At 53.3% G+C, this 21477-nt stretch carries 21 protein-coding genes and 2 tRNA genes; 14 read left to right on the forward strand and 9 right to left on the reverse strand.

The features are described 5' to 3' along the window. The first annotated feature begins 27 nt into the window (after window positions 1-27). From xseA to tsaB, 11 genes are all read left to right on the forward strand, one after another. On the forward strand, window positions 28-1284 hold the full coding sequence (gene xseA / locus CVU77_07000; protein PKN01091.1) for an exodeoxyribonuclease VII large subunit: 1257 nt from the start codon (window positions 28-30) through the stop codon (window positions 1282-1284). Then, window positions 1277-1540 (forward strand): exodeoxyribonuclease VII small subunit, encoded by a 264-nt coding sequence (gene xseB, locus CVU77_07005; GenBank protein ID PKN01092.1) that lies wholly within the window; start codon window positions 1277-1279, stop codon window positions 1538-1540. The genes xseA and xseB overlap by 8 nt, the downstream gene beginning before the upstream one ends. Then, window positions 1518-2405, forward strand: coding sequence for a hypothetical protein (locus tag CVU77_07010; protein PKN01093.1), 888 nt, complete (start codon window positions 1518-1520; stop codon window positions 2403-2405). Before xseB ends, CVU77_07010 begins: the two co-directional genes overlap by 23 nt. A 34-nt stretch (window positions 2406-2439) precedes the next feature. Further along, window positions 2440-4296, forward strand: a complete 1857-nt coding sequence (dxs, locus tag CVU77_07015; GenBank protein PKN01094.1) for a 1-deoxy-D-xylulose-5-phosphate synthase — start codon at window positions 2440-2442, stop codon at window positions 4294-4296. Between the two features lie 3 nt (window positions 4297-4299). Then, on the forward strand, window positions 4300-5079 hold the full coding sequence (locus tag CVU77_07020; protein ID PKN01114.1) for a TlyA family rRNA (cytidine-2'-O)-methyltransferase: 780 nt from the start codon (window positions 4300-4302) through the stop codon (window positions 5077-5079). 6 nt (window positions 5080-5085) lie between these two features. Beyond that, complete coding sequence (locus CVU77_07025) at window positions 5086-6231, forward strand: hypothetical protein (protein PKN01095.1); 1146 nt, start codon at window positions 5086-5088, stop codon at window positions 6229-6231. A 25-nt stretch (window positions 6232-6256) separates the two neighbouring features. Then, complete coding sequence (locus tag CVU77_07030; protein ID PKN01096.1) at window positions 6257-6607, forward strand: hypothetical protein; 351 nt, start codon at window positions 6257-6259, stop codon at window positions 6605-6607. 75 nt (window positions 6608-6682) lie between these two features. Next, window positions 6683-6892 (forward strand): hypothetical protein, encoded by a 210-nt coding sequence (locus tag CVU77_07035; GenBank protein PKN01097.1) that lies wholly within the window; start codon window positions 6683-6685, stop codon window positions 6890-6892. Between the two features lie 12 nt (window positions 6893-6904). After that, the gene (gene thiL, locus CVU77_07040) at window positions 6905-8002 is read left to right on the forward strand and encodes a thiamine-phosphate kinase (GenBank protein ID PKN01098.1); all 1098 of its coding nucleotides are present in this window, start codon (window positions 6905-6907) and stop codon (window positions 8000-8002) included. Then, entirely contained in the window at window positions 7956-8534 is a 579-nt protein-coding gene (locus tag CVU77_07045; GenBank protein ID PKN01099.1) for a hypothetical protein, read from the forward strand. The genes thiL and CVU77_07045 overlap by 47 nt, the downstream gene beginning before the upstream one ends. 61 nt (window positions 8535-8595) lie before the next feature. Beyond that, window positions 8596-9339 (forward strand): tRNA (adenosine(37)-N6)-threonylcarbamoyltransferase complex dimerization subunit type 1 TsaB, encoded by a 744-nt coding sequence (tsaB, locus tag CVU77_07050; protein ID PKN01100.1) that lies wholly within the window; start codon window positions 8596-8598, stop codon window positions 9337-9339. On the opposite strand, the gene CVU77_07055 is transcribed toward tsaB, so the two are convergent. Together CVU77_07055 and CVU77_07060 are read right to left on the reverse strand one after the other, a co-directional pair. Next, entirely contained in the window at window positions 9299-9862 is a 564-nt protein-coding gene (locus CVU77_07055) for a fuculose phosphate aldolase (protein ID PKN01101.1), read from the reverse strand. The two genes, tsaB and CVU77_07055, sit on opposite strands and share 41 nt — an antisense overlap. Window positions 9863-10022: 160 nt before the next feature. Further along, window positions 10023-10094 (reverse strand) — tRNA-Cys (locus CVU77_07060). A gap of 88 nt (window positions 10095-10182) precedes the next feature. On the opposite strand from CVU77_07060, the gene CVU77_07065 reads away from it, so the two are divergent. Both CVU77_07065 and CVU77_07070 read left to right on the forward strand, forming a co-directional pair. Further along, window positions 10183-11208 carry a hypothetical protein gene (locus CVU77_07065; GenBank protein PKN01102.1) on the forward strand — a complete coding sequence of 342 codons (1026 nt, stop codon included), beginning with the start codon at window positions 10183-10185 and terminating at the stop codon, window positions 11206-11208. Window positions 11209-11242: 34 nt separating this feature from the next. Then, the gene (locus CVU77_07070; protein PKN01103.1) at window positions 11243-12454 is read left to right on the forward strand and encodes a hypothetical protein; all 1212 of its coding nucleotides are present in this window, start codon (window positions 11243-11245) and stop codon (window positions 12452-12454) included. Window positions 12455-12610: 156 nt separating this feature from the next. Here CVU77_07070 and CVU77_07075 read toward each other — a convergent pair. The 4 genes from CVU77_07075 to CVU77_07090 form a co-directional block, all read right to left on the reverse strand. Continuing rightward, window positions 12611-12700 (reverse strand) — tRNA-Ser (locus CVU77_07075). 222 nt (window positions 12701-12922) lie between these two features. Next, window positions 12923-13912 carry a hypothetical protein gene (locus CVU77_07080; GenBank protein PKN01104.1) on the reverse strand — a complete coding sequence of 330 codons (990 nt, stop codon included), beginning with the start codon at window positions 13910-13912 and terminating at the stop codon, window positions 12923-12925. A gap of 66 nt (window positions 13913-13978) precedes the next feature. Further along, window positions 13979-16102: a hypothetical protein gene (locus CVU77_07085; protein PKN01105.1), complete on the reverse strand. Its 2124-nt coding sequence runs from the start codon at window positions 16100-16102 to the stop codon at window positions 13979-13981. Beyond that, window positions 16099-16824, reverse strand: a complete 726-nt coding sequence (locus CVU77_07090) for a hypothetical protein (protein ID PKN01106.1) — start codon at window positions 16822-16824, stop codon at window positions 16099-16101. Before CVU77_07090 ends, CVU77_07085 begins: the two co-directional genes overlap by 4 nt. Before the next feature lie 244 nt (window positions 16825-17068). Here CVU77_07090 and CVU77_07095 point away from each other — a divergent pair, with 244 nt between their 5' ends. Next, complete coding sequence (locus CVU77_07095; protein ID PKN01107.1) at window positions 17069-18004, forward strand: hypothetical protein; 936 nt, start codon at window positions 17069-17071, stop codon at window positions 18002-18004. 86 nt (window positions 18005-18090) lie between these two features. On the opposite strand, the gene CVU77_07100 is transcribed toward CVU77_07095, so the two are convergent. The 3 genes from CVU77_07100 to CVU77_07110 form a co-directional block, all read right to left on the reverse strand. Beyond that, the gene (locus CVU77_07100; GenBank protein PKN01108.1) at window positions 18091-18492 is read right to left on the reverse strand and encodes a hypothetical protein; all 402 of its coding nucleotides are present in this window, start codon (window positions 18490-18492) and stop codon (window positions 18091-18093) included. Window positions 18493-18540: 48 nt separating this feature from the next. After that, the gene (locus tag CVU77_07105) at window positions 18541-19488 is read right to left on the reverse strand and encodes a hypothetical protein (protein ID PKN01109.1); all 948 of its coding nucleotides are present in this window, start codon (window positions 19486-19488) and stop codon (window positions 18541-18543) included. A 121-nt stretch (window positions 19489-19609) separates the two neighbouring features. After that, entirely contained in the window at window positions 19610-21085 is a 1476-nt protein-coding gene (locus CVU77_07110) for a hypothetical protein (protein PKN01110.1), read from the reverse strand. Window positions 21086-21477: the final 392 nt, after the last annotated feature.

Below are 21477 nucleotides of genomic sequence, written 5' to 3' on the forward strand. Positions count from 1 at the left end.
AAAAAGTAGCGCGACACAAATGCAATAATGACTGCGACGCCTAAAATATACACCGTAACCGAACTCAACTCCGAGATTAAAAAGCTCATAGAGCCCAAGTTTGCCGACGTGTGGGTAGATGGCGAAATATCAAATTTCAAAATTTATTCGTCGGGGCACGCTTATTTCTCTCTTAAAGACGAGGGCTCGCAAATTCAGTGCGCTATGTTCGCCGATGCCGCATCCCGCCTGAAATTCGTTCCCGAAGACGGTTTGGCGGCTGTGTGTCGCGGCCGTGTTTCGCTCTATGTCAAAAGCGGCCGGCACCAAGTCGTGGTTTATTCCATGGAGCCCAAGGGCAAGGGTTCTTTGCAGCTTGCCTTTGAGCAACTCAAGAAAAAACTTGCCGCCGAGGGTCTTTTTGACGAAGGCCGCAAGCGGCCTCTGCCTATGCTGCCGTCACGCATAGGAGTAGTGACATCTCCGACGGGAGCGGCCATAAGGGACATACTCGCGGTGATAAACCGCAGGTTTGCCAACGTGCGCGTGCTTATTTATCCGACGGCCGTGCAGGGCGACAACGCCAAAAACGAGATCGCCGCCGGCATCAAATATCTCAACGAGAATTATCCCGAACTCGATGTCCTTCTGGTCGGTCGCGGCGGCGGAAGTTACGAGGATTTGTGGGCATTTAACGAAGAACCCGTCGCGCGCGCGATTTTTGCCTCGAAGATTCCGGTTATTTCCTGCGTGGGTCACGAGATAGATTTTACAATAGCGGATTTTGTCGCCGATGTCAGGGCGCCCACGCCGTCGGCCGCCGCGGAGCTTGTCGTCAGGAATAAATCCGAACTGGACGGGCGCATCCGGCGTCTTGCCGCCGGACTGGTTTCCTCCACTCGCCGCGTGGCGGCGGAGCGTTCCGCGGTATTGGAGCGGCTGGCCGCGTCGGGTTTTCTGAAAAATCCCGCCGAATACGTCGAGCGACGGGCGCAGGATATGGACTATCTGGCGGAAAAACTGGCGTCCGCCGCCGCCGGATTTGAAAGAGAAAAACGCCACATGCTCGAAAAAATCTCGGGGAAACTTCACCTGCTTTCTCCTCTGGCTATACTTTCCAGGGGTTACGCCGTAGTGTGGAAAATTCTCCCGTCCGCCGCCCCGTCTCAGGGCGGAGAGGTTTTGCTCAAGGATTCAAAAGATGTAAAATCAAAAGACCGTGTCAAAATACGTCTTAAAAGCGGCGAATTCGAGGCCGAAGTCGCCGATAGCGCTCGCATAAAGGGGAACGATAAAAATGCCTAAAACTCAGCCGAAAAATTTTGAGGAATCGCTTTCCCGTCTCGAGGAGATAGTCGAGGCGTTGGAGAACCGCGACGTAGAACTCGACAATGCGCTGTCGCTTTTTGAGGAAGGCGTGGGACTCGTTAAGTTCTGCTCGGCAAAACTCGAAGAGACAAAGAAGAAGATAGAAATACTCGTCTCAAAAGACGGCAAACTCAAACCGGAAAATTTTGAGACCGATTCCTCCGACGGTGATGACGAAAACAAAAAAAACTGATTTTGAAAATTATTTCGCGGCGGCCATATCGCGTGTCGAGACGGCGTTACGCGGGCTCCTGCCGAGGCGTTTTCCCCGGGAACTCTGCGACGCCATGCGCTACAGCGTTTTTTCCGACGGCAAACGCGTCCGCCCCGCGCTTGTTCTGGCCGGCGCCGGTCTTTCGGGTCTTAAACCCGCCGATGTCCTTGACGCCGCGTGCGCGGTAGAACTTATTCACACGTATTCCCTTATCCACGACGATCTTCCCGCTCTTGACAACGACGATTTCAGGCGGGGCAAACCGACTTCGCATAAAAAATTCGGCGAGGATATCGCGATACTTGCCGGCGATGCCCTGTTGACTTACGCTTTCGAGCTTGCGGCCCGAAACGCCGCGCGTCTTGACGGCGCGTCGCCGGAAGCCGTCGCCGAGTTGGCGCGGGCCGTCGGAAAAGACGGAATGGTCGGCGGTCAGGCGGCCGACGTAAAACACGGCTGTCGCCGCGAGAGCGGTCGCCGCGCCGCGCGCTACCTGAATTATATACACACCAATAAAACAGCCCGGCTTATAGAGATATCGTCCAAATTGGGCGCATTGCTTGCCGGCGCGCCCGCCTCAAAGGTTGCCGCGCTAAGTCGTTACGGACTTTGCGCCGGCCTGGCTTTTCAGATAGCCGACGATATTCTGGACGAAGGCGAGGAGAATTCGGATTTCAAAAACGGTCGTTTGACGTACACCGGAGTTTACGGAACGCCGGCGGCCCGCCTTCGCGCGCGACGACTTGTCGCGGAAGCAAAGAGGGCGCTGTCGGTTTTTAAGCCGTCGCGGGACAAAAAATTCATGGAGGACCTGGCCGACTTTATCGTAGACAGAAAAAAGTAGTCCGTCCGCATTGTACGGGCGGACCCGGCAATAAATCAATATGGTTATAGAAAAGATAAATTCTCCGGCGGACATTAAAGCGTTGGCCGTGGAGGAACTTGATGTACTTGCGCTTGAAGTGCGCAATCTCATAATAGACACTTCCGTCAAAAACGGAGGGCATCTGGCGCCGAGTTTGGGCGCGGTCGACTTCACCATCGCCTTGCACCGGGTGTTCGACTGCCCGTCGGATAAAATCGTCTGGGACGTGGGACATCAGGCATACGCCCATAAAATACTGACCGGCAGAAGAGACAATTTCGTCACAATGCGCACGGCCGGCGGCCTGAGCGGTTTTCCGAACAGAAAAGAGTCCGATTGCGACGTTTTTACCGTCGGACATTCATCCACGTCCATTTCCTCCGCGCTGGGACTTGCCGCCGCCCGCGACTTAAAAAACGAATCCAATAAGGTCATTGCCGTTATAGGCGACGGGTCGATGACCGGCGGCCTGGCGTTTGAAGGACTTCAGAACGCCGGTCATATCGGCACGGACTTGCTGGTAATATTAAACGACAATGAGATGTTTATATCTCATAAAGTGGGCGCTTTCGCCGGTTATCTGGCCAAGCTCCTTACGGCGGGCTCGTTCAAAAAATTCGAAGAGCGGGTCGAAAAGTTTTTCCGCCGGCTGCATTTTTGGGGCGCGCAGATATTGCGTGTGGCCAAGAGGTTTAAAGTCCTGCTGTTTCCGGGCATGCTTTTTGAGGAACTGGGTTTCGCGTATCTGGGTCCCGTCGACGGTCACGACATAAAAGCGATGTTGCAGATATTCTCCAACGTGAAAAATATGAAAGGCCCGATACTGATTCATCTGGTCACAAAAAAAGGCAAGGGTTATCCTCCGGCGGAACTCGACCCTACCAAATATCACGGTTTGTCGCCTTCGTGTCCGACTACCGGCAAACGCGAACTCACGTTTACACAGGTCTTTGGAAGCGCAATGAGGTCTCTTGCCGCCGACGACAAAAAGGTTGTGGCCATAACCGCCGCCATGTCGGAGGGCACCGGCCTGGCGGATTTCGCCAAAGAATATCCGGAAAGATTTTTCGACGTAGGCATCGCCGAGCAGCACGCTATTACTTTCGCGGCGGGACTTGCCGCCGGAGGGTATAAACCCGTCTGCGCCATATACTCCACATTTTTGCAGCGTTCCCTCGACCAGATAATTCACGACGTGGCTCTAAACGGTCTTCCCGTAATAATCGCCATCGATCGCGCCGGTCTCGTCGGAGAAGACGGCGCCACGCATCACGGCGCGTTCGACATCTCGTTTCTAAGGTCGGTTCCGGGCTTAACGGTCTGCGCCCCGCGCGACGGCGACGAACTCGGAGACCTTCTTTATTCGGCGCTCAAATGGAGCGTTCCGACGGCGATCAGGTATCCCCGCGGCGGCTGTTTTCAGGAAGCCGCGCGCAAAGATTTTCATTACATCGAGCGCGGCGCATCGCAAATTTTAAGAGAAGGCGCGGACGTTTTGCTCGTCGGTATCGGACATTGCTCGCGGTATGCCCTTGCCGCCGCGGATATTCTTTCCGGCGGCGGGATTTCCGCCTCGGTGATGGATTTAAGATTTATTAAACCGCTCGACACAGGGGCCCTTTCCGCCTTTGCGGCTAAAAAAATGCCCATAGTCGTAATAGAAGAAAACTCGGCCCTCGGCGGAGCCGGATCGGCAGTCGAAGAGTATCTGTCGTCGGAAGGATATCGCCCCGACATAATCAAGGTAGCCATTAAAGACGACTTTATCGAGCATGGCCCTCAGGGTTATCTGAGGGACTTGTGCGGGCTTACGCCGGAAAAAATAGCGGCGCGCGTAGCGGCGCATGTATCGGCTTTGAAGAAAAATTAAGAGATGAAAACGCGGCTCGACCGGTTATTGGTTGAAAAAGGACTTTCGCCGGATATTAAAAAAGCCGCGGCGCTTATAATGGCCGGAGCGGTTACCGTCGACGGACGGCCTTGCCCGCACGCCGGCTCTCAAATCGCAAGCGACGCCGACGTCGCGGTGATTGTCTCGGCGGATGATTACGTTTCGCGTTCCGGCGCCAAACTTGAAGGCGCGCTCGACGATTTCGCCGTAAAGCTCGACGGCCTGGAATGCTGCGACGTAGGATCTTCCACCGGCGGGTTTACCCAGTGTATGCTGCGACGCGGCGCCGCGAAGGTTTACGCTTTCGACGTCGGGAAAAATCTTATGCACGAGCGTGTCGCCCGCGACCCGCGCGTTAAGCTGATAGAAGATTATAACTTCAGAAGGTTTTCGGCCGGAAGCGTTTTTGGTATTCATGACGTGCCGTCGGACGTCGATAAAGTGGTTGACGCCGCCCGGATGTGCCGTTTTGTCGCGGCAGACGTTTCTTTTATATCGGCGGTAAAAATACTTTACGCCCTTGCCGACGGAATGAAAGCTGCTTTCGAGGCGCTGGTTCTTGTGAAACCGCAGTTTGAACTGCCGGCGAGCAAGGTTCCCGGCGGTGTAGTGAGGGACGAAAAATCGGCCGCCGAGGCCGTCGAAAAAGTCAGGGCGGCCGCGAGTGCGCTCGGGTTTCAAATCCTGGGCGCCGCGCCATCGCGGTTAAAAGGCGCCCGGGGCAACCGGGAATATTTTCTTTATCTCGACAGAAAACGGTGAAATGATATGGCGGACATAATAATAATAGCGGCCAATGATGCCTCCCGCGCGCTGCTGGCGGGAATTTTACGCAAGACGGGCGCCACTGTCGAAGAACGGCCGTTCGTGCCGGATATCGTCGAATTTTTATCGCAGCAGGGGCCCCGCACCGCGGTCATAGACGCGGCGTACTTTGAAAAATCCGACGGAGATCTTAAATCGCACCTCCCCAAGACAAATCTTATCGCCTGGACGGAAACTTATGATCCTCCTCGCGCGATAAATCTTATATCCGCCGGCGCAATGGACGTTCTGTGCAATCCGGCGTCTAAGTCCGAAGTCGCCGGAGTGGTTGGCCATTTTTCGGGAACTTTTCACTATAAGAGGAAAAGCGATTTCACTTTTGGGGCCAAGGCCGCCAGGTTCCTGAAGACGCCCGCCATTGTCACGGCCGCCCTTGCCGCAATGGCCGTTCTCATCGTAGCCGCGCGGGCAATTTTTACCGGCGGCGGATCTATCCGCCCCGGCGTTTACTCGCTGAACGTTGAAAATCCCACGGGCATTTACGTCGATGGCAACGAGGTGTGGGTCAGCGACTGGCTTTCGCAGAGCATTTACGGCTTTAAGCTGCGCGCGTCCGGCGCGGCCGAACAGTTCGAGAGTTATTATTTTGCGGACTGCAATCCTCTTTTTGTGCACAAAGTCGGAAAGTTTTTCTGGACGGGTTCCGGAGACGGCACCATAAGAAAATACTCGGTAGAGACGGAGCCGCCGGTGCTGGCGGAACAATTTCGCGGCCCCGGATTTTCTCCGTCGGGTTTTTGCTCCACGCCCGACTTCGTCTACACGGCGGATTCTCAGGCGGGAATGATTTATCAGCACGTGTTCGGCGCGGGGTATCCCGTGGTCAATTCGTATGAATACACGGCCGGAGCTTCGCCCGTAGGTTTAAATTTCGACGGCAAATACTTTTATACCGCGTCCGCGCGAACCGGCAATATTTACAGGCATATAGGGCCGGCCAACAAGTTTGTTCCGGTCGGCAGTTACGGATTCGGCGCGGCATCCGGCGCGGAGATAGCCGGCTTTTACAAGACAAAAAAATACATCTACATAGTCACGGCGACAAAACCGGCGCGGCTCTACGTGTATCCTCATAACATGCCGCGGTAATTTTTTTCAAACGGGAGACAAAAATATGGTTCAGGAATGGCGAAGAAAACACGCGAGGATATCGTGCTACATTCCGGTGCTGATAAGGGCCCCGTCGAAGACGCCTCAGGAATCGTGGGGAGTAATCAGGGACGTGAGTTTGGGAGGTTTGCGTCTTGAAACAAGGCATCCGCTTATTTCGGGGGATCAGGTCTACGTCACTTTCTCATTTTCCCAGAATTTTTCTTTCGTCAACACGAAATCGAAAATCCGGCGCGTAGCCAAGAGCGGCGTATACAATATTTGCGGTATGGAGTTTGAGTCGCTGGTGGATGTCGAGCATTTGCACAACGCTCTGGAAGAATACATAGAGACGCAGACAAAAAGCACGTTGTAGTTACAGGGTATAGGGTTTAGGTTTTTTTTCTAGACCCTAGACCCTAGACCCTATCCCCTAATACAGGAGGAAAACATGATATCTATCGCAGTGGGACTGATTTTTGTAGCCGCCGCCGTTTGGGGACTTTCGGCATGGCGCGCCGACGTGCAGGCGCTTTTGAGGGGCATATTGCCGATTTTATTTTTTGTGGGCGGCGCCTTGGTGGTATTGGCCGGCATAAGCGGTATAAGAGACAGTATGCTCGACGCCTCCAAAAGTAAGGACGATTCCGCTAATGCGTGAACGGTATTGCAGATGAAAAAAAACCGGCTCCGCGCTCGCGGACTTTCGGGTTTAGGTGAGTTCGGGCTCATAAACAGCATAGTTAAAGCTTCGCGCCGCGCTTCCAGCGGCGCTCTTGCTTTAAGCGGCGCGTCAGTAATCGTTCCTAACGGGGACGATGCCGCTGTGCTCGATGTCCGCGCCGCCTTCGGCTCCGATTGTCTTGCGATTTCGACCGATATGCTGGTTGAAGGGGTTCACTTCGACTGCGGGCTGATGTCGTTTTACGATGTCGGAGTCAAGTCCGTAACAGCCAATATCAGTGACATGGCGGCCACAGGCGGCGCTCGTCCGCTGTTCTGTGTGGTCGGATTGGCCATACCTGTGGATATAAATGTTGAAAATGTGGACAACTTACTGGCGGGTCTGCGGGCCGCCGCCACAAAAGACGGCATAACTCTTATCGGCGGCGATACTGTACGTTCAAATAAAAGTATTGTAATATCAATTACTATAGTAGGCAGGATAGATAAGAAATCAGTGGTGGAACGTGGCGGGGCCAAAGCGGGAGATTTAATATGTGCAACCGGCGCTTTCGGTGATGCCGCGGCCGGACTTCGGGTGCTGCAAGGGCAGCGGAAGAGCAAACGGCTATGTCGCGCGAGATATTCTGATGCCATCCGGGCCCACGGGTATGGACAATTAGTCCACGCTTATCGGCGGCCAAGACATCGGTTGAATGAGGCCATACTGCTGACAGCTCGTTGGCCGCGTCCCACGGCTATGATGGATTCCTCCGACGGCCTGGCGGCTTGTGTGCGCGCGATGTCTTCGGCGGCGGATTTGGGGGCCATCGTCAATCTGCGGGATGTTCCGCTGTCGCGCGCGTTTCGCCGGTGGGCATTGTCGGTGTCGGGCGGTCCGCTTGATCCGAAATTCCCGTGGCGCACTGTCGCCGAGGGCGGCGAAGAATATGAGCTTGTGTTCACCGCCGGACCTTCGGACGTTCCGGCCTTGAAGAAGCGGGTTAATTTTTCGGTTGTAGGGGAAATGCGGTGCGGCAAAGGCGTGGATTTTATGCTTAATGGAAAAAAAATGGCCGGCGAGTGGCGCGGATATGAAAATTTTTAAGGCGCGAAGTTCTTCGCCGTCCGACACTATGCGGCTTGCCCGCAATCTTGCCGCGATAGTCCCCGCCGGAACCTACATAATGCTCGAAGGCGGTCTGGGCTCCGGCAAGACAACATTTGTTTCGGGTTACGCCCGAGGACGCCGCGTGTCGAGCCCCAGTTTTGTGCTAAGCAATATCTATTCCGGCGGGAGAAATCCCATCGAAGTTCGTCACGTGGATTTATGGCGGCTGCCCGCCGGCGCCGACGTCTCCGATATTTTTGCCGTCGACGATACCCGTCAAAACGAGAGAATTGTCTGGCTGGTGGAATGGGCAGACCGTCTTCCCGTAGATTTTGCTCCGCGTGACAATACCATATCCATTCGGATAACAAGCCCCCGCCCGACTTCTTCGTCCCCTAAGCTTACTTCCGGACGCGCGCGTAATAATGAAAACGACGGGCTTTTGACGCGCGACATTCGCGTTGCGGTTTATTCGGAGCGGCTTGCCGCGGTTATCAATAAGTTGCGCCGCGTCTCGGTTTATCAATAAGCTGTCCGTCTGTTAAAAAGGCGGCGATTCGCTTTCATCGCTCGGTCGAAAAAAAAATAAAATGAAAACTCTTGCGCTTGATACCACCGGAGCATATCTTGTTATGGCGGTTTCAGACGGCGCGCGGCTTCTTGCCGGATGCCGCCGCCTCGCCGAGGCCGCTCATTCCGAGTTGATAGTCAAAACCGCTTCGGAACTTATATCCGCCGCGGGTTTTTCTCCGCGCGAACTCCAAAAAGTGGCGGCCGTAGCCGGTCCGGGCAGTTTTACCGGTATAAGAATAGGGCTGACGTTTGCGCGGACAATCTCGCAGACGCTGGATATACCGGCGGTATCAATCAGCGCTTTCGACGCCTGCGCGCTTTCGGCGGCGGTTCCGCTGAAAGACAAGCGGAATCTTGACTTATCAATAAGCTGTCCGTCCGTTAAAAAAGAGGGTTTCGTCGCGGATAAAATCATGGTTGTCATCGACGCGCTTTTTCCGCTGGTTCACTGGGCGGTCTACGATTCTTCGGGACAAAAAAAAATCGCCGGGCCCGGCCTCGACAATGTCGAAACCGTTTCCGCGCGATTCGCGCCTTCCGGCAAATCTTCCGAGCGATGGACATTCGCCGGTTCGGCGATGGCCGTCGAGAAAACCCGCTCGATTCTGTCCGAGCGTTTTGGCGGCCCGGCGCCGACGCTCTCTTCCCGTTATCTTGCGCCTGCTCCGTCGGCGCTGGCCGCGCTGGCCGCAACTGCGCGCGGCGGCTGCTACAAAATCCTCAAACCCCTCTACCTGAAAGAAGTTTATTTAAGAAAATAATCCGGGAAGCGCTTTCAAGAACCGAGATTCTCATTGCGGCTTCCTCTATGTTTTTTCCCACGGCGAACGCGCCGTGTCCCCGCACCAAGGCCGCTCCGAACACACCCAGAAGCGGCGGCAGATTGTCGGCCACGCAGTTTGAGGAAATCGTAATCTCGCACTTAGTCAGCACAGGTATTTCCGGCATATAGAAGGCGCCTTCCATGTCGATGGGCTTAATTTTTTCTTCGGTCAGAGAAAGTACTATGGCGTGCGGCGGATGGGCGTGGACTATGGCGTCGGTCTTGGGATTGGCCAGATAAATCGAGCGGTGAACCTTAATCTCGCACGAGGCGCCGTCGTCTCTGGCCTCGTCGTAAAGATTGGTTTTTGCTATGTCGGCAAAAGTCAAATCTCCGAGTTTTGCGCCGTGGCGGGTGATGTATATCGACTCGCCTTTTTTTATGCTCATGTTGCCGGAATGCGAGTTGTTTATGCCCTGCTCAAACAGCAGCCGCCCGTATTTAATGAAATCCTCGTACATAAATTCGATCCTTTTGTCCGTTAAAAATCCGGCAGGGGCGTTCTAAAAAATGGCGGGACTCTTAAACTTTCAAAATTCCGTTTGTTTATAAAGTAAGGTGGCTGTTCCGCCAAAGGACGGCGGAACCTTGACTTATCAGTATGCTGTCTGTTTATTAATAAGGTGGCGGCCGGATTTGCACCGGCGAATGGCGGTTTTGCAGACCGCTCCCTTACTACTTGGGTACGCCACCACCGTCGACTGATATTCTACAATTTAGGTATTTGAAAAACCAAACGCTTTATATATAATACAGAAACTTATTGTTCCGGATAATTCAAATGGAAAGGAAATCGTCCGTATTTTATCGCGCGCTCATTCCGGCCTCGGCTGTTTTTTTTGTCACACTGTGCGTTAATACAGCTTTGGCGGCAATCAATCTTTACGGCGGAGTTTCGCGTCTTTCGGGCGCGAGCTGGAGCGCGGGGTTTATGTCGCAAGACAAATACATCACATTGGAATCCGACCCTGCCTCGGTGACCAAAATCGAGGGGATGTTGTGCGAGAGTAAAATCGGCCTTAGCTTGGGTGTGAATATGGACGTCGACGATAATCTGGTCGGCGAAGTCGCCCGCACGTCTACTTATATCGGATTGGGCGACACTTATCTGCGGTATCACAAGGGCACACACGCGGGCAGAGCTTTGTGGAACGCCAAGGCGGCCACCGGTCAAAAATTCCCTTTTGAATTTCAGGAAGAATATATTCATGTGGACGCTATTTGGTGGCTCAAAAAAATGTTCGGCGGGTTTATGCCCGGTTACGTGGGGCTGGGCTATACGAGCATGGCTCTTCCCGCCGAGGTAAAAACTTTAAAGACCCAGTCCGACCTCACAAAACAGAAGTTTGCGGCGCCGTTTTTCGAGCCGCGTCACACCGGTAAATATTATTCTTTCATATTCGGATTTGACACGTTCGCAAGTTCGATGCTTTTTCTCGACACTATGAAGGAAGCGGAACTGCCGGGTGGTTTCAGTATTTTTTTTACGGCGTCGGACAGATTCGGCTTCGGCGAGTCGCGGCTCAGCCCTGAGGGCCTTGCCGCCGCAAGGGAAGTGAACCCCGGGCTTGAACCCGTTACGGATCATTTTTTCGGCGCGTATCTTGAAAACGAATCCTCGATAGGATTGAGGTGGAGAGGGCACTTGGGCAGGTTTTACGTGGCCGCCGGCGCGGGTTACGAGTTGATGTTTTACTCCATAACGAATTTTGGAGGCGCAGCCCAGAAGCCCGGCGATTTGGGCTTCGACTCGTCGCCGAATATGATGCGCCACGGCCCCATCGTAAGATTTTACGCGCGATGGTGACTATTGACGCCATATAAGGTATACTATAAATACTATGAACACAACACATAACACTTTTTACGGACTCGGCATAGCGCCGGGGCTTTTGGAAGCATTGACCAAGAACGGTTTTACGGTTCCCACGCCCATACAGCGCAAGGCGATACCCATAGCCGTAGAGGGAAAAGACATTATCGGCATAGCGCAGACAGGCACGGGTAAAACCATCGCATTCGGCGTGCCTATGTTACAGCGTTTAGCAAAAGAAAAGGGCCGAGGGTTGGTTCTTGTTCCTACCAGAGAATTGGCCATACAGGTAAACGCCGCGTTGGAAATTTTTGCCAAGGCGCTCGGTATGCGGACGTCGGTTTTAATAGGCGGCGAACCCATAATAGGCCAGGTTTTTTCTTTGAGAAAAAATCCGCGCGTAATAGTGGCAACTCCCGGGCGGCTTCTGGATCACACCAGCAGTCATCACGTGCGGCTCGACGACGTCAACACTTTGGTGCTCGACGAAGCCGATCGTATGCTCGATATGGGTTTCGCTCCCCAGATAGAAAGCATAATCGACCTTATTCCCAAAGACAGGCAGACGATGCTGTTTTCGGCCACGATACCTGCCAGAATACTTCACATCGCCTCGAAGCATATGAAACTGCCCGTCTCCACGGAAATCGCTCCCACCGGCACTGCCGCCGAGGGGGTATCGCAGGAAATTTTCGTCGTCAACAAGGAAGTAAAAGTCCGCATTCTATCGGAGATACTCAAAAAATATACCGGCTCGGCGCTGGTTTTTTCGCGCACAAAAAGAGGCGCGACACAACTTGTCAGAAAAGTTCGCGCCATGGGCCACGCCGCAGCGGAGATTCACGCCGACCGTTCGCTGTCGCAGAGGAAAGAGGCGCTTGAGGGTTTTAAGTCGGGGAAATATCGCATATTGATAGCGACCGACATCGCCGCCCGCGGTATTGACGTGAGAAACATCGAGATAGTGATAAACTACGATTTGCCCGACGACGCGGAGAATTACGTCCACAGAATAGGCCGCACCGGCCGCGCCGGCAAAGAAGGACACGCGATATCTTTGGCCACGCCGGATCAGGAAAGAGACGTCAGAGAAATAGAGAAACTCATCAGGAAACCCATCCCGCGGTCAAAACATCCATCGGTGCCAACGGCGGGTTTTTCGGCTTCTTCCGGCCATCGTCCCCCGAGCCATCACCAGCGCGGACCCGATCGCCGCGAAAGACGTTTCCGTCCGCGGTAATACGTCGTAGAATCTTCTCGGATAAAAAAATAGTCCCCGACTTGTCGGGGACTTTTATTTTACGGCGATAGCGCGGGGCAAATAAAAAACTTGGCTGTTCCGTCAAAGGACGGTGGAACCTTGGCCTATCAGTATGCCGTCAACTTATTAATAAACTGGCGGAAGGGGAGGGATTCGAACCCTCGGTCCGGTTGCCCGGACATACGCTCTCCAGGCGTACCCCTTAAACCACTCGGGCACCCTTCCTTAAAATTGTTCGCTGTTTCCTGTCTGTCTACACTTACTAATACAAACGCATTATTTGTTTTGACATGTAGTGCCCCGATTTATCGGGGCAAAAAGCGACCTTAAAAGGTCGCGCTACATAATGCGTTTGTATTAATGATGTCATAATTGTATAGGCATCAAGCGGGAGGGCAAGCCCTCCCCTACGCGAGGATACGAATTCACTAATACATTCTACAAAAATCAGAAGTTTACGGCTATGCCTGCGCCTTCTATGGAGCCGCTTACCGACGAGCGCCGAAGTGTTCCCGATATTTCCACGGAAGCTTTTTTGCCGATTATGGAAAGCATTCTCGCTCCGTCCCCGCCGAATATTTTTACCAGGTCTTGAGTCGCCGCGCCGAACTTTATTATATAACTGAGACGCGCGGCGTCATCATAATTACGAATACGCGCGCTTCCTTTTAATGCGGCGCCCTTCGTTTCTATCAGAAGTTCGTCCGCCGTAATTTCTTTTTCTTTGTCGTCGACCACGGCGCTGAAAGCCGTTTTGGCTCTCAAAGTTTTATCGGCGAAGTCAAAACCTCCCGACAAAATGCCGTCGCCGCCGGCGGTCTCGAAAATCATCCGGATATTTTCTATCCGAAAATCCTGCCCGCCGCCTCGTCGAACGTAGATTGTCCCGCCGGAGATTTCTATTCTTGTCACTCCGATTATTACGGGCGGCGCGCCCGACGATTCGTTTTTTTCTTCCTGTCTCGATGTCGTTCCGCCGCGGTCGTAGCGGTAGCGCGGCGCTTTGAACGCCCGACGGAAATTCGGCATACTGACCGCTTCCGCAGTATCCGCCGCGATGGTAAGCGACGGAGATGAAATTTTTAAGACGGCTATTTGCCGAGAGCCCCTGATAAGCGCGGCGATGTTTTGCGCGGCTTCTGCGCGCGCGCACGAAAACACTTCGCGTCCGGACCCCGGGCGCGCGCGGGCGTTATCGCGTTCGCTGCCGACTTTTTCAAAAATCTTTATGTCCGATAGTATCAGCGCTCCGCGCAGAGATAATCTGGCCCCGCCTACGGAAACCTCGCGCCCGAGCCGTCTGCTCAGATGATGTACCGTCAGCGCCCGGACTCTTGCGGGGGAAAAAATCGCCCGCGCCAGCAATCCGGCCGCTCCCGCCGTTATTATTACGAAGATTGCGAAAAACGCCGCGATGCGGATAATTTTTTTAGTCATAATAATTTTTCACGACTGATTTCGAAGGATTTTCCGCGATGTCCTGCGGTCGTACAGCGGGAAGTTTCACTCCGCAGCGGTCTGAGGGTTTGCCGCTCCGGTCGACGGCTCCACGGCCGCGGCCGCCGCTGTCGACGGCGAAACTGTTTCCGCATCGCCGCCGGCGGCTTTTTTGACGGCCTTTACGGGCTCGTTTTTTTGAATGATTATTTCAACGCGTCTGTTCATGGCCCTGCCGGACTCGGTGTCGTCCGATGCCCTGGGATTTGCCCTGCCCATCCCTTTAACCGTAATGCGCGACGTATCCACGCCGCTTCTGACCAGATAGCTGTATACTCCCCACGCCCGTCTGCTTGAAAGGATGATGTTTCGCTGCGCGGAACCCACTGAATCGGTGTAGCCCTCTATGAGCACTTTGTTTTCGGGATAAGCTTTCAATATTTCAAGAACCTCGTCGAGCGCGCGTTTTGCGTGAGGTCTTATTTCGGCCTTGCCCGATTCAAACAGCACGTGGCTTGCCAGCGTCATTACCAGTCCGCGCGGGCTTTCCGCCACTTCCACCTCGCGGACGACTTCACGCACCACTACCTGAATCTTGGGCACAACGCGGACTTGTATGGCCGACGATGTCCTGTTGCCGCCGCCGTCGACGGCAGTAAGCGCGGCGGTGTATTCTCCGGGAGGAACCGCGGTTTCATAGTGATCGTCGCGCCCGTCCCAAACCCATTGAGCTTTGGCGGAGTCGGTGGAGCGGAAAAGTTTTACCGATTTTCCGCGGAAGTTGGTTATGACCACCTGCCAGAAATCTATCGAGTTCAGGTCGCGCATCGTCGCGTAAAACGTGACTTTTTCGCCGAGGCCGTCGGGAGCCGGCATAAATACGGTGGTTTCGCACGAGAGTTCAGCCTCGGGCGGAATCAGATCCACGGTTACGGTTTTATCGTCGGACACGGCCATTCTGTGTTTGTCCTCGGCGGTGAATATTACGCGGTAAACACCTTCGGCGACCGGCTTGCCGGATTCATCTTTGCCGTCCCATACGATGATTTTAGGCGGAGTTTCTTTGTCGGAATATTGTCTGAGAGTCCCTGTTGCGCCGGCGACTCTGAGATTCCACGAATCAATTCTTTTTAAAGTTGTGACCTCGGGAATAAAGAATACGTTGTCCTTGGCTCCGTCGGAATTCGGAGAGAATATGCGCGGATCGACTTTGAGCGTCGCCGGTATTTTTTTCTTCCTGATTCCCCAGCCGTAAAGACGCCACTGCAAATCTATACGATGCGCGTCTCCGAGAGCCGCAAGCGGTTTATACGCATAGTTGAGCTGAAAATTAGAAAAGCGAATGCTTGCGCCGGCGTGAAAGGCCGACAACGAGTCCCGGACGCTTTGCTGGTACTCGTCCGTATTGTATTCGTAACCGACTCTCAATCCGAGCACCTTTGCCCCTATGTGTTCAAGCGTGGCCGAGTAAACCGGTTTTTTGCCTTCGGTCTGAGAATAACCCGCCGACACTATTATGTCGGAGTAGTGTTCCGGCAGCGCCCATTTGAAGGCAAATCCGCCGCGATATATTTTTGCGGCGGTTTCCGCGCTTCTGCTTCCCGTAACCGCCAGATTGGTTCCCGCCGCGCCCACGGAAAATCCCTCGTCGCGGGTACTTATGATGAAACCCGCGTCGGCGCCCGTAAGATTCTCGACGGAGTTTTCTATGCTGTCTATGGCGTGCCGCAAAGTCACGCCCAACCCGACGGAATCGTTTATGCGAAAGCCGTACCCGAAATTGCCGACACCCGTGTAATATGAAAAATTCTTTCCGGCGACGCCCTCGTAAACGCCGGATATGTCGGGACCCGAAAGATAATCCAGCGCCATGGCGAATGTGCCCGCCTCGGTGGGAAAAGAATATCCGAAGCCCGTCATCTTGTCGTCGGACACAAGAGTGGCTTGCGAAATGTAGACCTCGGGAGAATATAAAAATGCCAGCCCCGCCGGATTGTAATATACCGCGTTAGTGTCGTCGGCTACGCTCACGAAAGATGCGCCGAATACTCCCGCTCGCGCGCCTCGTGGTATAGCGAGCGTTTCAAGGCCTCCGGCGGAGGCCGTCGAGAAACAACAAGCGGCTATGGCGGAGACCGTCGCCGCCGATTTTAGCGCCCCCAAAAAATTTAAGCCCGCGTTTATCTTCATCTGTCAAGTATGGCTATTCTCTTGTTTGACCTGGTTTTGTCGTTGGCATCGTAAAGATTGACTATGTAAATGCCTCTTTTAAGGCGTGCGCCGTTTATGTCGGAGCCATCCCACTCGGTTACGTAATAGGCGTTTTTGAGAACAATGAATTCGGGCCAATCCATAACGAGTTCTCCCGTCATGGAGAATACGCTCAGTTTAAGGTTTCTGTCGCGGTCGAACGACGCGACTATAAGGCGGGATATTTTTCCGGGTTTCAGCGGGTTGTTATAATCGATTTTAAGGTCTATCGTCGGAGCCGATGGCGTCAGCGCCGCCGATATCGTCTGAAAATTTCCCGTGGCCGTTACGGTCGATCCTCCGTCGCCGTAGACCTGCGCGCCCCAGTAGTAGGTTGCGGCGGTGTCGAGCGCCACGCCGCCGTATGTCACTTTTATAAGGTCGTATTCCGCCAGGCGGGTCATATTCGATGTCGATGTGGCGTCTATGACCGCCCATATAAGGTTTGTTGAGCCCCCTTCGAGCGGATAAGTGGAAACTCCTACCATAAAAGATGTCACGACTTCGCTGCCGGCTATTCCCCACGAAAAAATCGGATCGCGCGCTCCGCCGCCGTCGCGCACGACCACGCGGACATTGTCGCAGACGCCGTCGACTTGATTGGTCTCGGCGACTATTTCCAGAGTCGCGGAGACATCGGCGCGCGCGAGCGTCACGGCCAAGAGCGCCGCTAATGTGCGGCATACCGCCGCGGTCGAATTTCTTCGTCGGATAAATGGCATAACTCTATTTTATAAAATACCCTTCCGGCAAAACAAATTATTTACCTGTAAAAAACTCTCACGGTGCGTCATTCCCGTGAAAACGGGAATCCAGTCATTTGACGGAGTAAATAGATTCCCGCTTGCGGGGTAATGACAAAAGAGATCTTTTTTCAGGAGCAACTATTTAGTAAAATCCGTGTGTATGAAAGTATTCTACGAGTTGATTTTAAGGGTTTTTGTTTTTATAGGCGCGGGAGCGATAGTCGCCCGTCTTATATCCCATCCGTTCGTTTCGGCGGGAAAAAAATTATCCGTGTTGCCGGCGTTGTTTGAAAGGATTTTCGTGGCGGCGGTGTATTATTTCGTAGTGCCGCTTTTCATCGTGTTTTCGCTTGTTCAGGTCACTGAGCCGTTTTCCGTAATTTGGCGGATGGTACTTGCGGTTTTCTTTGTCCTGATATGCGGAGCGGCGGCCGCCGGAGTTTTTGCCCGCGCGAGCGGACGAAAATACCGCGACGTGGCCCTGCCGGTGGCCGTTATGAATTCCGCCTATCTTGCGATTCCCGTCAATACAGTTCTTTTCGGGCCGGCGGGAGCTTTTTGGGCGGTCATTTACAACGTATCCGTGACCATAGTTCACTTCACCCTGGGCGCAATGATAGTAAAGGGCGGACGCACCGGAGTGTCGTCGGGGATCATTCCGCTGGATCTTCCCGCGCTGTGGGCTCTTGTGGCCGGTATGCTGATAAGATGGCTTTTCGCCGATTCGGCGCCCGCCGAGTTTATGCGAAAGATTTATCCGGCCCTCGCCGAGGCGGTTCTTCCGATGATGCTTTTTTTTGTCGGGATGAAGACCGCCCGAATGAGTTTTTCCGCCGGACGTCTTGCGATTTGGGGCGTTCCTCTGCGTCTGTTCGGAGGATTTTTGGCGGGAATTCTGGCCGCGCGGATATTCGGTCTGGAGGGTTCGGCGGCGGCTGTCTGCGTGATGAGTTCTTCAATGCCGAGCGCCGTCAATACTTATATTCTTGCCAATAAGTTCGGCGCCGACGACGATTTCGCCGCTTCAATGGTTCTGGCTTCGACCGTCCTGGGAGCTTTTACGATTCCTCTGGTCGCGGCGTTCATATCCCGCTGAGAAATACGGCAAAACAAAACGCCCGACGGCAATCCGCTTTAAGCGAGTTTCCGTCGGACGTTATTTTTTTGTTGCGGTTTGTCGTTTTATCCGTGACGCCTGTGGGCTTCGGCTTCCATATCTATCACCTTGTTGGCTTCGCCGGTGTTCATTACGCAGTTGCCTTCAAACACCGCGCCTTCGCCTATCGTAAGAAGAGCCGTGTGGATGTCGCCGTAAACCTGCGCTTTGGTAAGTATTTCGAGCGACTGTTGCGCGGTCACGTTTCCCGTGACTTTACCGCCCACCACTATGATTTTGGCTATGACATCGCCTGAGACAACGCCGTGGTCGCCTATGACCACGCCTATGGCTTCCGTGACGTTGCCTTCGAGTTTTCCGTCGATGCGCACCGCGCCTTTGGTTTTGAGATTGCCCTGAAAAACGGAATCCTGACCTATTATCGTCTCAAGTTTGCCCATATTGTGAACTTCTTTTTTTGAGAACATGATTGAGGCCTCCCATATGGAAATTTTGACGTACTGTACCGTTTGCCGCTATTTTTTCCGCGCGAAGTAATTGTCGGGGTCAAGAAAGCGCGCGGGGTTTATGGGTTTATCGTGGAATCTTACTTCGTAATGAAGATGATAACCTGTTGAAGTTCCGCTGTCGCCGACAAGCCCTATGGGTTTGCCGCGAACCACATTGTCGCCCGCCTTGCAGAGTATCTTATTAAGATGCGCGTAGTACGTGCGGCAGCCGAAACCGTGGTCGATTATTATGAGTTTGCCGTAGCCCTCGGCCCATCCGGTGTAGAAAACGCTTCCGGCAGCCGTGGCCGCGACGGTGGTGTCGCGTTCGGCCGCTATATCCAGACCCGAATGCAACTCGTAGCCGCCGTGCACGGGATGCACGCGAAATCCGTAGCCGGACGTGAGCCGTCCGTCGACGGGGCGCATATTCGGCGTGGCCGAGTACAATGCCCTCTGATAATCGAGATTCTCCATAACCTCGCCTATGCTTTTAAGCTGGGTTCTGGAGATATTTTTGATCTTTTTCGTCTGTTCAAACAGAATATCCGGCGTCACCGCCCGCTCGCCGGAAAGATAAAGTTCCAGGGATCTAGATTCCTGCGGCGTTGGTCCGCCCGCTCCCGTCTGAACGACTATGGCCTTTTTGGTTTTAAGTTCGAGAATTTCCCTGAGGCGGTTGTCGTTTTCTTTTACCTGGTCAAGGTACTCTCTGGATTCGTTGAGTTGTTTGGAGAGAAGCGACATTCTCATGCGCAGAAGATTGTGTTCCGCTTTGACGCGCCAGTAGTCGACGTGTTTGCTTGAAAGATAGCCCGCCCAGACGGTGACGCCCGTCCAGAGCGCGAACAAAAATAACAGGAAAGAAACAGTGAAACTCAACCGCAGCGGTTTAAGCCGCGAGTGCGGTATAAACATTATAGTGAAGTGCCGCTGGAGTTCTTTTTTAACCCAGGCGGACAGGGGGTTGGACATAGACCCTATATATACCAAAAAAGTGCGGATAAGTCAAGGATTTTTTCCCTATTTTTGTCGTGGTTTTCTCGATTTTGCGAGCATTCTGCGCGGATAAGTAGGGACAGGTCGCGACCTGTCCCTACTGCAAAACATTTATATCGTCGATATAAAACCTGGCTCCCGCGTTCGTCGAGAAACCTTCGGCGCGAAGAATCAGTATGCCGTCGGCCGAAGGGGTTCCAGATAGCTGTCGCTGCTCCCATGAGTTCTCGGCGCCAGCCGTCGCCGATATGCTCTCGTTTATGCCGAGGCCGGATAATGTCAGTTTCGGTTTATCGAACGTTCCGCCGGAGTATTGGGTATTGTAACGAATGTATGACGTTATTGTAACGAGTTGTCCGCCTTTTACAGGGACTTCCCAAGTCCAATCATCGCCGCCGTAAAAGCCGTATGCAGATGTTCCGGTTCTGACGATAGATTTTTCTTTCCAGGGTTTGGCGAGTTTGTAAGTCAGTGTTATATCTTCAAGGCGTGGTGTGCTTGTGGTAACACTCGTTGTGAATGTCGAGGCATACTGAATATACCGTCCGACTATGCCGGGGTTTGAGCCGTTTGTTATTTGAGACCACGGCGGGGAAGCAGCATCGGCGGCAAAACTATTTTTTGATGCGCGGATTGAGACGGCAAGTTGGGTGCTTGTCGGTTGTGTCGCGGGGTTCCACGAGACGCTTGATACTACAATTTTTGAGGCGGTGTCGGTGACTGCGGAGCGATATGTTCCCGTCGAGAAAAACGCGCCTTCTTCGTTTCCCACTGAACTTATAGTCGGCTCCGTAGCCGCGTAGCGTGATTTAATTTCACTTTCACTTAATGCACGGTTGTAAATCCTGATTTCGTCGATGCTACCGGGTAAGTAATATATGCTATCGCCTCTTTGCCCAGCGTAAAACGAAGTTCCAGTCGCAGTGGCGGCCGTTTTTGACGCAGTAGCGCCATTTATGCCATCAACATAAGTTCTTACCGTCGAACCGTCAAAAGTAAAAACAATATGACGCCAAATGCTATTGTTAATGCTAAACCCGCTATCTAAATCATTACTATAAAAGCCCATCATCATTTTACCTCCTGCCATATAGATAAAAGAACCTGTATTCACTGTCAATGTGCCATAAGTTATAACGTGGAGCGTATCGGCAGATGCAGTTCTAACCCAGCATTCCATCGTTCTACTGGCATTTCCAGTAGAAAAACCGGCAGTTGGAGATATGACATAATTATTTGAGCCGTTAAAACTTAACGCTATTCCGTATTTTCCCGCAACCCAAGTCGGACTGTTTGTCAAAGTCCCATTATTATTATTTCCCGAAGCGTCTTTAGCAGTCGTTCCCGAACCCTCGCCGAACGCCCAGTAACCCACAAGACCGGAGCCCCAAACTGCGGTTACGCTACTTCCCACGACAGCGGATGGATTCCCATAATACATATAAATCGTGTTATTGCCGGCAAGAAGCGTGGATATTTTGACGCGGAAACCGTTCGGGGTGTTTGTATCAGAATCTATCCAATACGGAATTGTCGTCGTGGCGGTAGACGGCGTAAACCTAAAATCCGCCATTGTTGTTTGCGCGGATGAGCGTATCAGCGTCCACGCGGAACCAAACGCGCTTGTCGGAATCCAGACCCGATAATCGGAGAGGCCATATCCGAGAGAGTTGTTTATCGTGATTCTTCTTCTAAACTTCCAGCCCGCAAGCCACGGCACACCCGCAGTGGGAGTACTTGCGCCTCCGGCGGAACCTTCCCAATCAAGTTGGAGTTGGGTTTCGGGATACCATGTGGCGTTGACTAAGATTCCGCTTTGCCAGTCGGTTTTGGTGGTGTGGGAGAGTTGTGTTGCGGCTGAAAGACGGGAAGCGGGAAGGGTGAAGAGTAAAGAGAAAAAGACAAGGGCGGCGGCGAGGCGGCGGGCGAAACCACTATTGTCATTGCGAGCAACACGGGGATCCG

Source organism: Elusimicrobia bacterium HGW-Elusimicrobia-1, from assembly GCA_002841695.1.
GTDB lineage: Bacteria > Elusimicrobiota > Endomicrobiia > PHAN01 > PHAN01 > PHAN01.

What these genes read in the sequence shown, in the direction of transcription:
- CVU77_07070 (PKN01103.1), top strand. Translation starts at nt 11,243, where the DNA reads ATGAACACAACACATAACACTTTTTACGGACTCGGCATAGCGCCGGGG.
- CVU77_07065 (PKN01102.1), top strand. Translation starts at nt 10,183, where the DNA reads ATGGAAAGGAAATCGTCCGTATTTTATCGCGCGCTCATTCCGGCCTCG.
- xseA (PKN01091.1), top strand. Translation starts at nt 28, where the DNA reads ATGACTGCGACGCCTAAAATATACACCGTAACCGAACTCAACTCCGAG.
- CVU77_07080 (PKN01104.1), bottom strand. Translation starts at nt 13,912, where the DNA reads ATGACTAAAAAAATTATCCGCATCGCGGCGTTTTTCGCAATCTTCGTA.
- tsaB (PKN01100.1), top strand. Translation starts at nt 8,596, where the DNA reads ATGAAAACTCTTGCGCTTGATACCACCGGAGCATATCTTGTTATGGCG.
- CVU77_07095 (PKN01107.1), top strand. Translation starts at nt 17,069, where the DNA reads ATGAAAGTATTCTACGAGTTGATTTTAAGGGTTTTTGTTTTTATAGGC.
- CVU77_07025 (PKN01095.1), top strand. Translation starts at nt 5,086, where the DNA reads ATGGCGGACATAATAATAATAGCGGCCAATGATGCCTCCCGCGCGCTG.
- CVU77_07085 (PKN01105.1), bottom strand. Translation starts at nt 16,102, where the DNA reads ATGAAGATAAACGCGGGCTTAAATTTTTTGGGGGCGCTAAAATCGGCG.
- CVU77_07045 (PKN01099.1), top strand. Translation starts at nt 7,956, where the DNA reads ATGGAAAAAAAATGGCCGGCGAGTGGCGCGGATATGAAAATTTTTAAG.
- CVU77_07035 (PKN01097.1), top strand. Translation starts at nt 6,683, where the DNA reads ATGATATCTATCGCAGTGGGACTGATTTTTGTAGCCGCCGCCGTTTGG.
- thiL (PKN01098.1), top strand. Translation starts at nt 6,905, where the DNA reads ATGAAAAAAAACCGGCTCCGCGCTCGCGGACTTTCGGGTTTAGGTGAG.
- CVU77_07100 (PKN01108.1), bottom strand. Translation starts at nt 18,492, where the DNA reads ATGTTCTCAAAAAAAGAAGTTCACAATATGGGCAAACTTGAGACGATA.
- CVU77_07010 (PKN01093.1), top strand. Translation starts at nt 1,518, where the DNA reads ATGACGAAAACAAAAAAAACTGATTTTGAAAATTATTTCGCGGCGGCC.
- CVU77_07030 (PKN01096.1), top strand. Translation starts at nt 6,257, where the DNA reads ATGGTTCAGGAATGGCGAAGAAAACACGCGAGGATATCGTGCTACATT.
- xseB (PKN01092.1), top strand. Translation starts at nt 1,277, where the DNA reads ATGCCTAAAACTCAGCCGAAAAATTTTGAGGAATCGCTTTCCCGTCTC.
- CVU77_07110 (PKN01110.1), bottom strand. Translation starts at nt 21,085, where the DNA reads ATGGCGGATTTTAGGTTTACGCCGTCTACCGCCACGACGACAATTCCG.
- CVU77_07105 (PKN01109.1), bottom strand. Translation starts at nt 19,488, where the DNA reads ATGTCCAACCCCCTGTCCGCCTGGGTTAAAAAAGAACTCCAGCGGCAC.
- CVU77_07055 (PKN01101.1), bottom strand. Translation starts at nt 9,862, where the DNA reads ATGTACGAGGATTTCATTAAATACGGGCGGCTGCTGTTTGAGCAGGGC.
- CVU77_07020 (PKN01114.1), top strand. Translation starts at nt 4,300, where the DNA reads ATGAAAACGCGGCTCGACCGGTTATTGGTTGAAAAAGGACTTTCGCCG.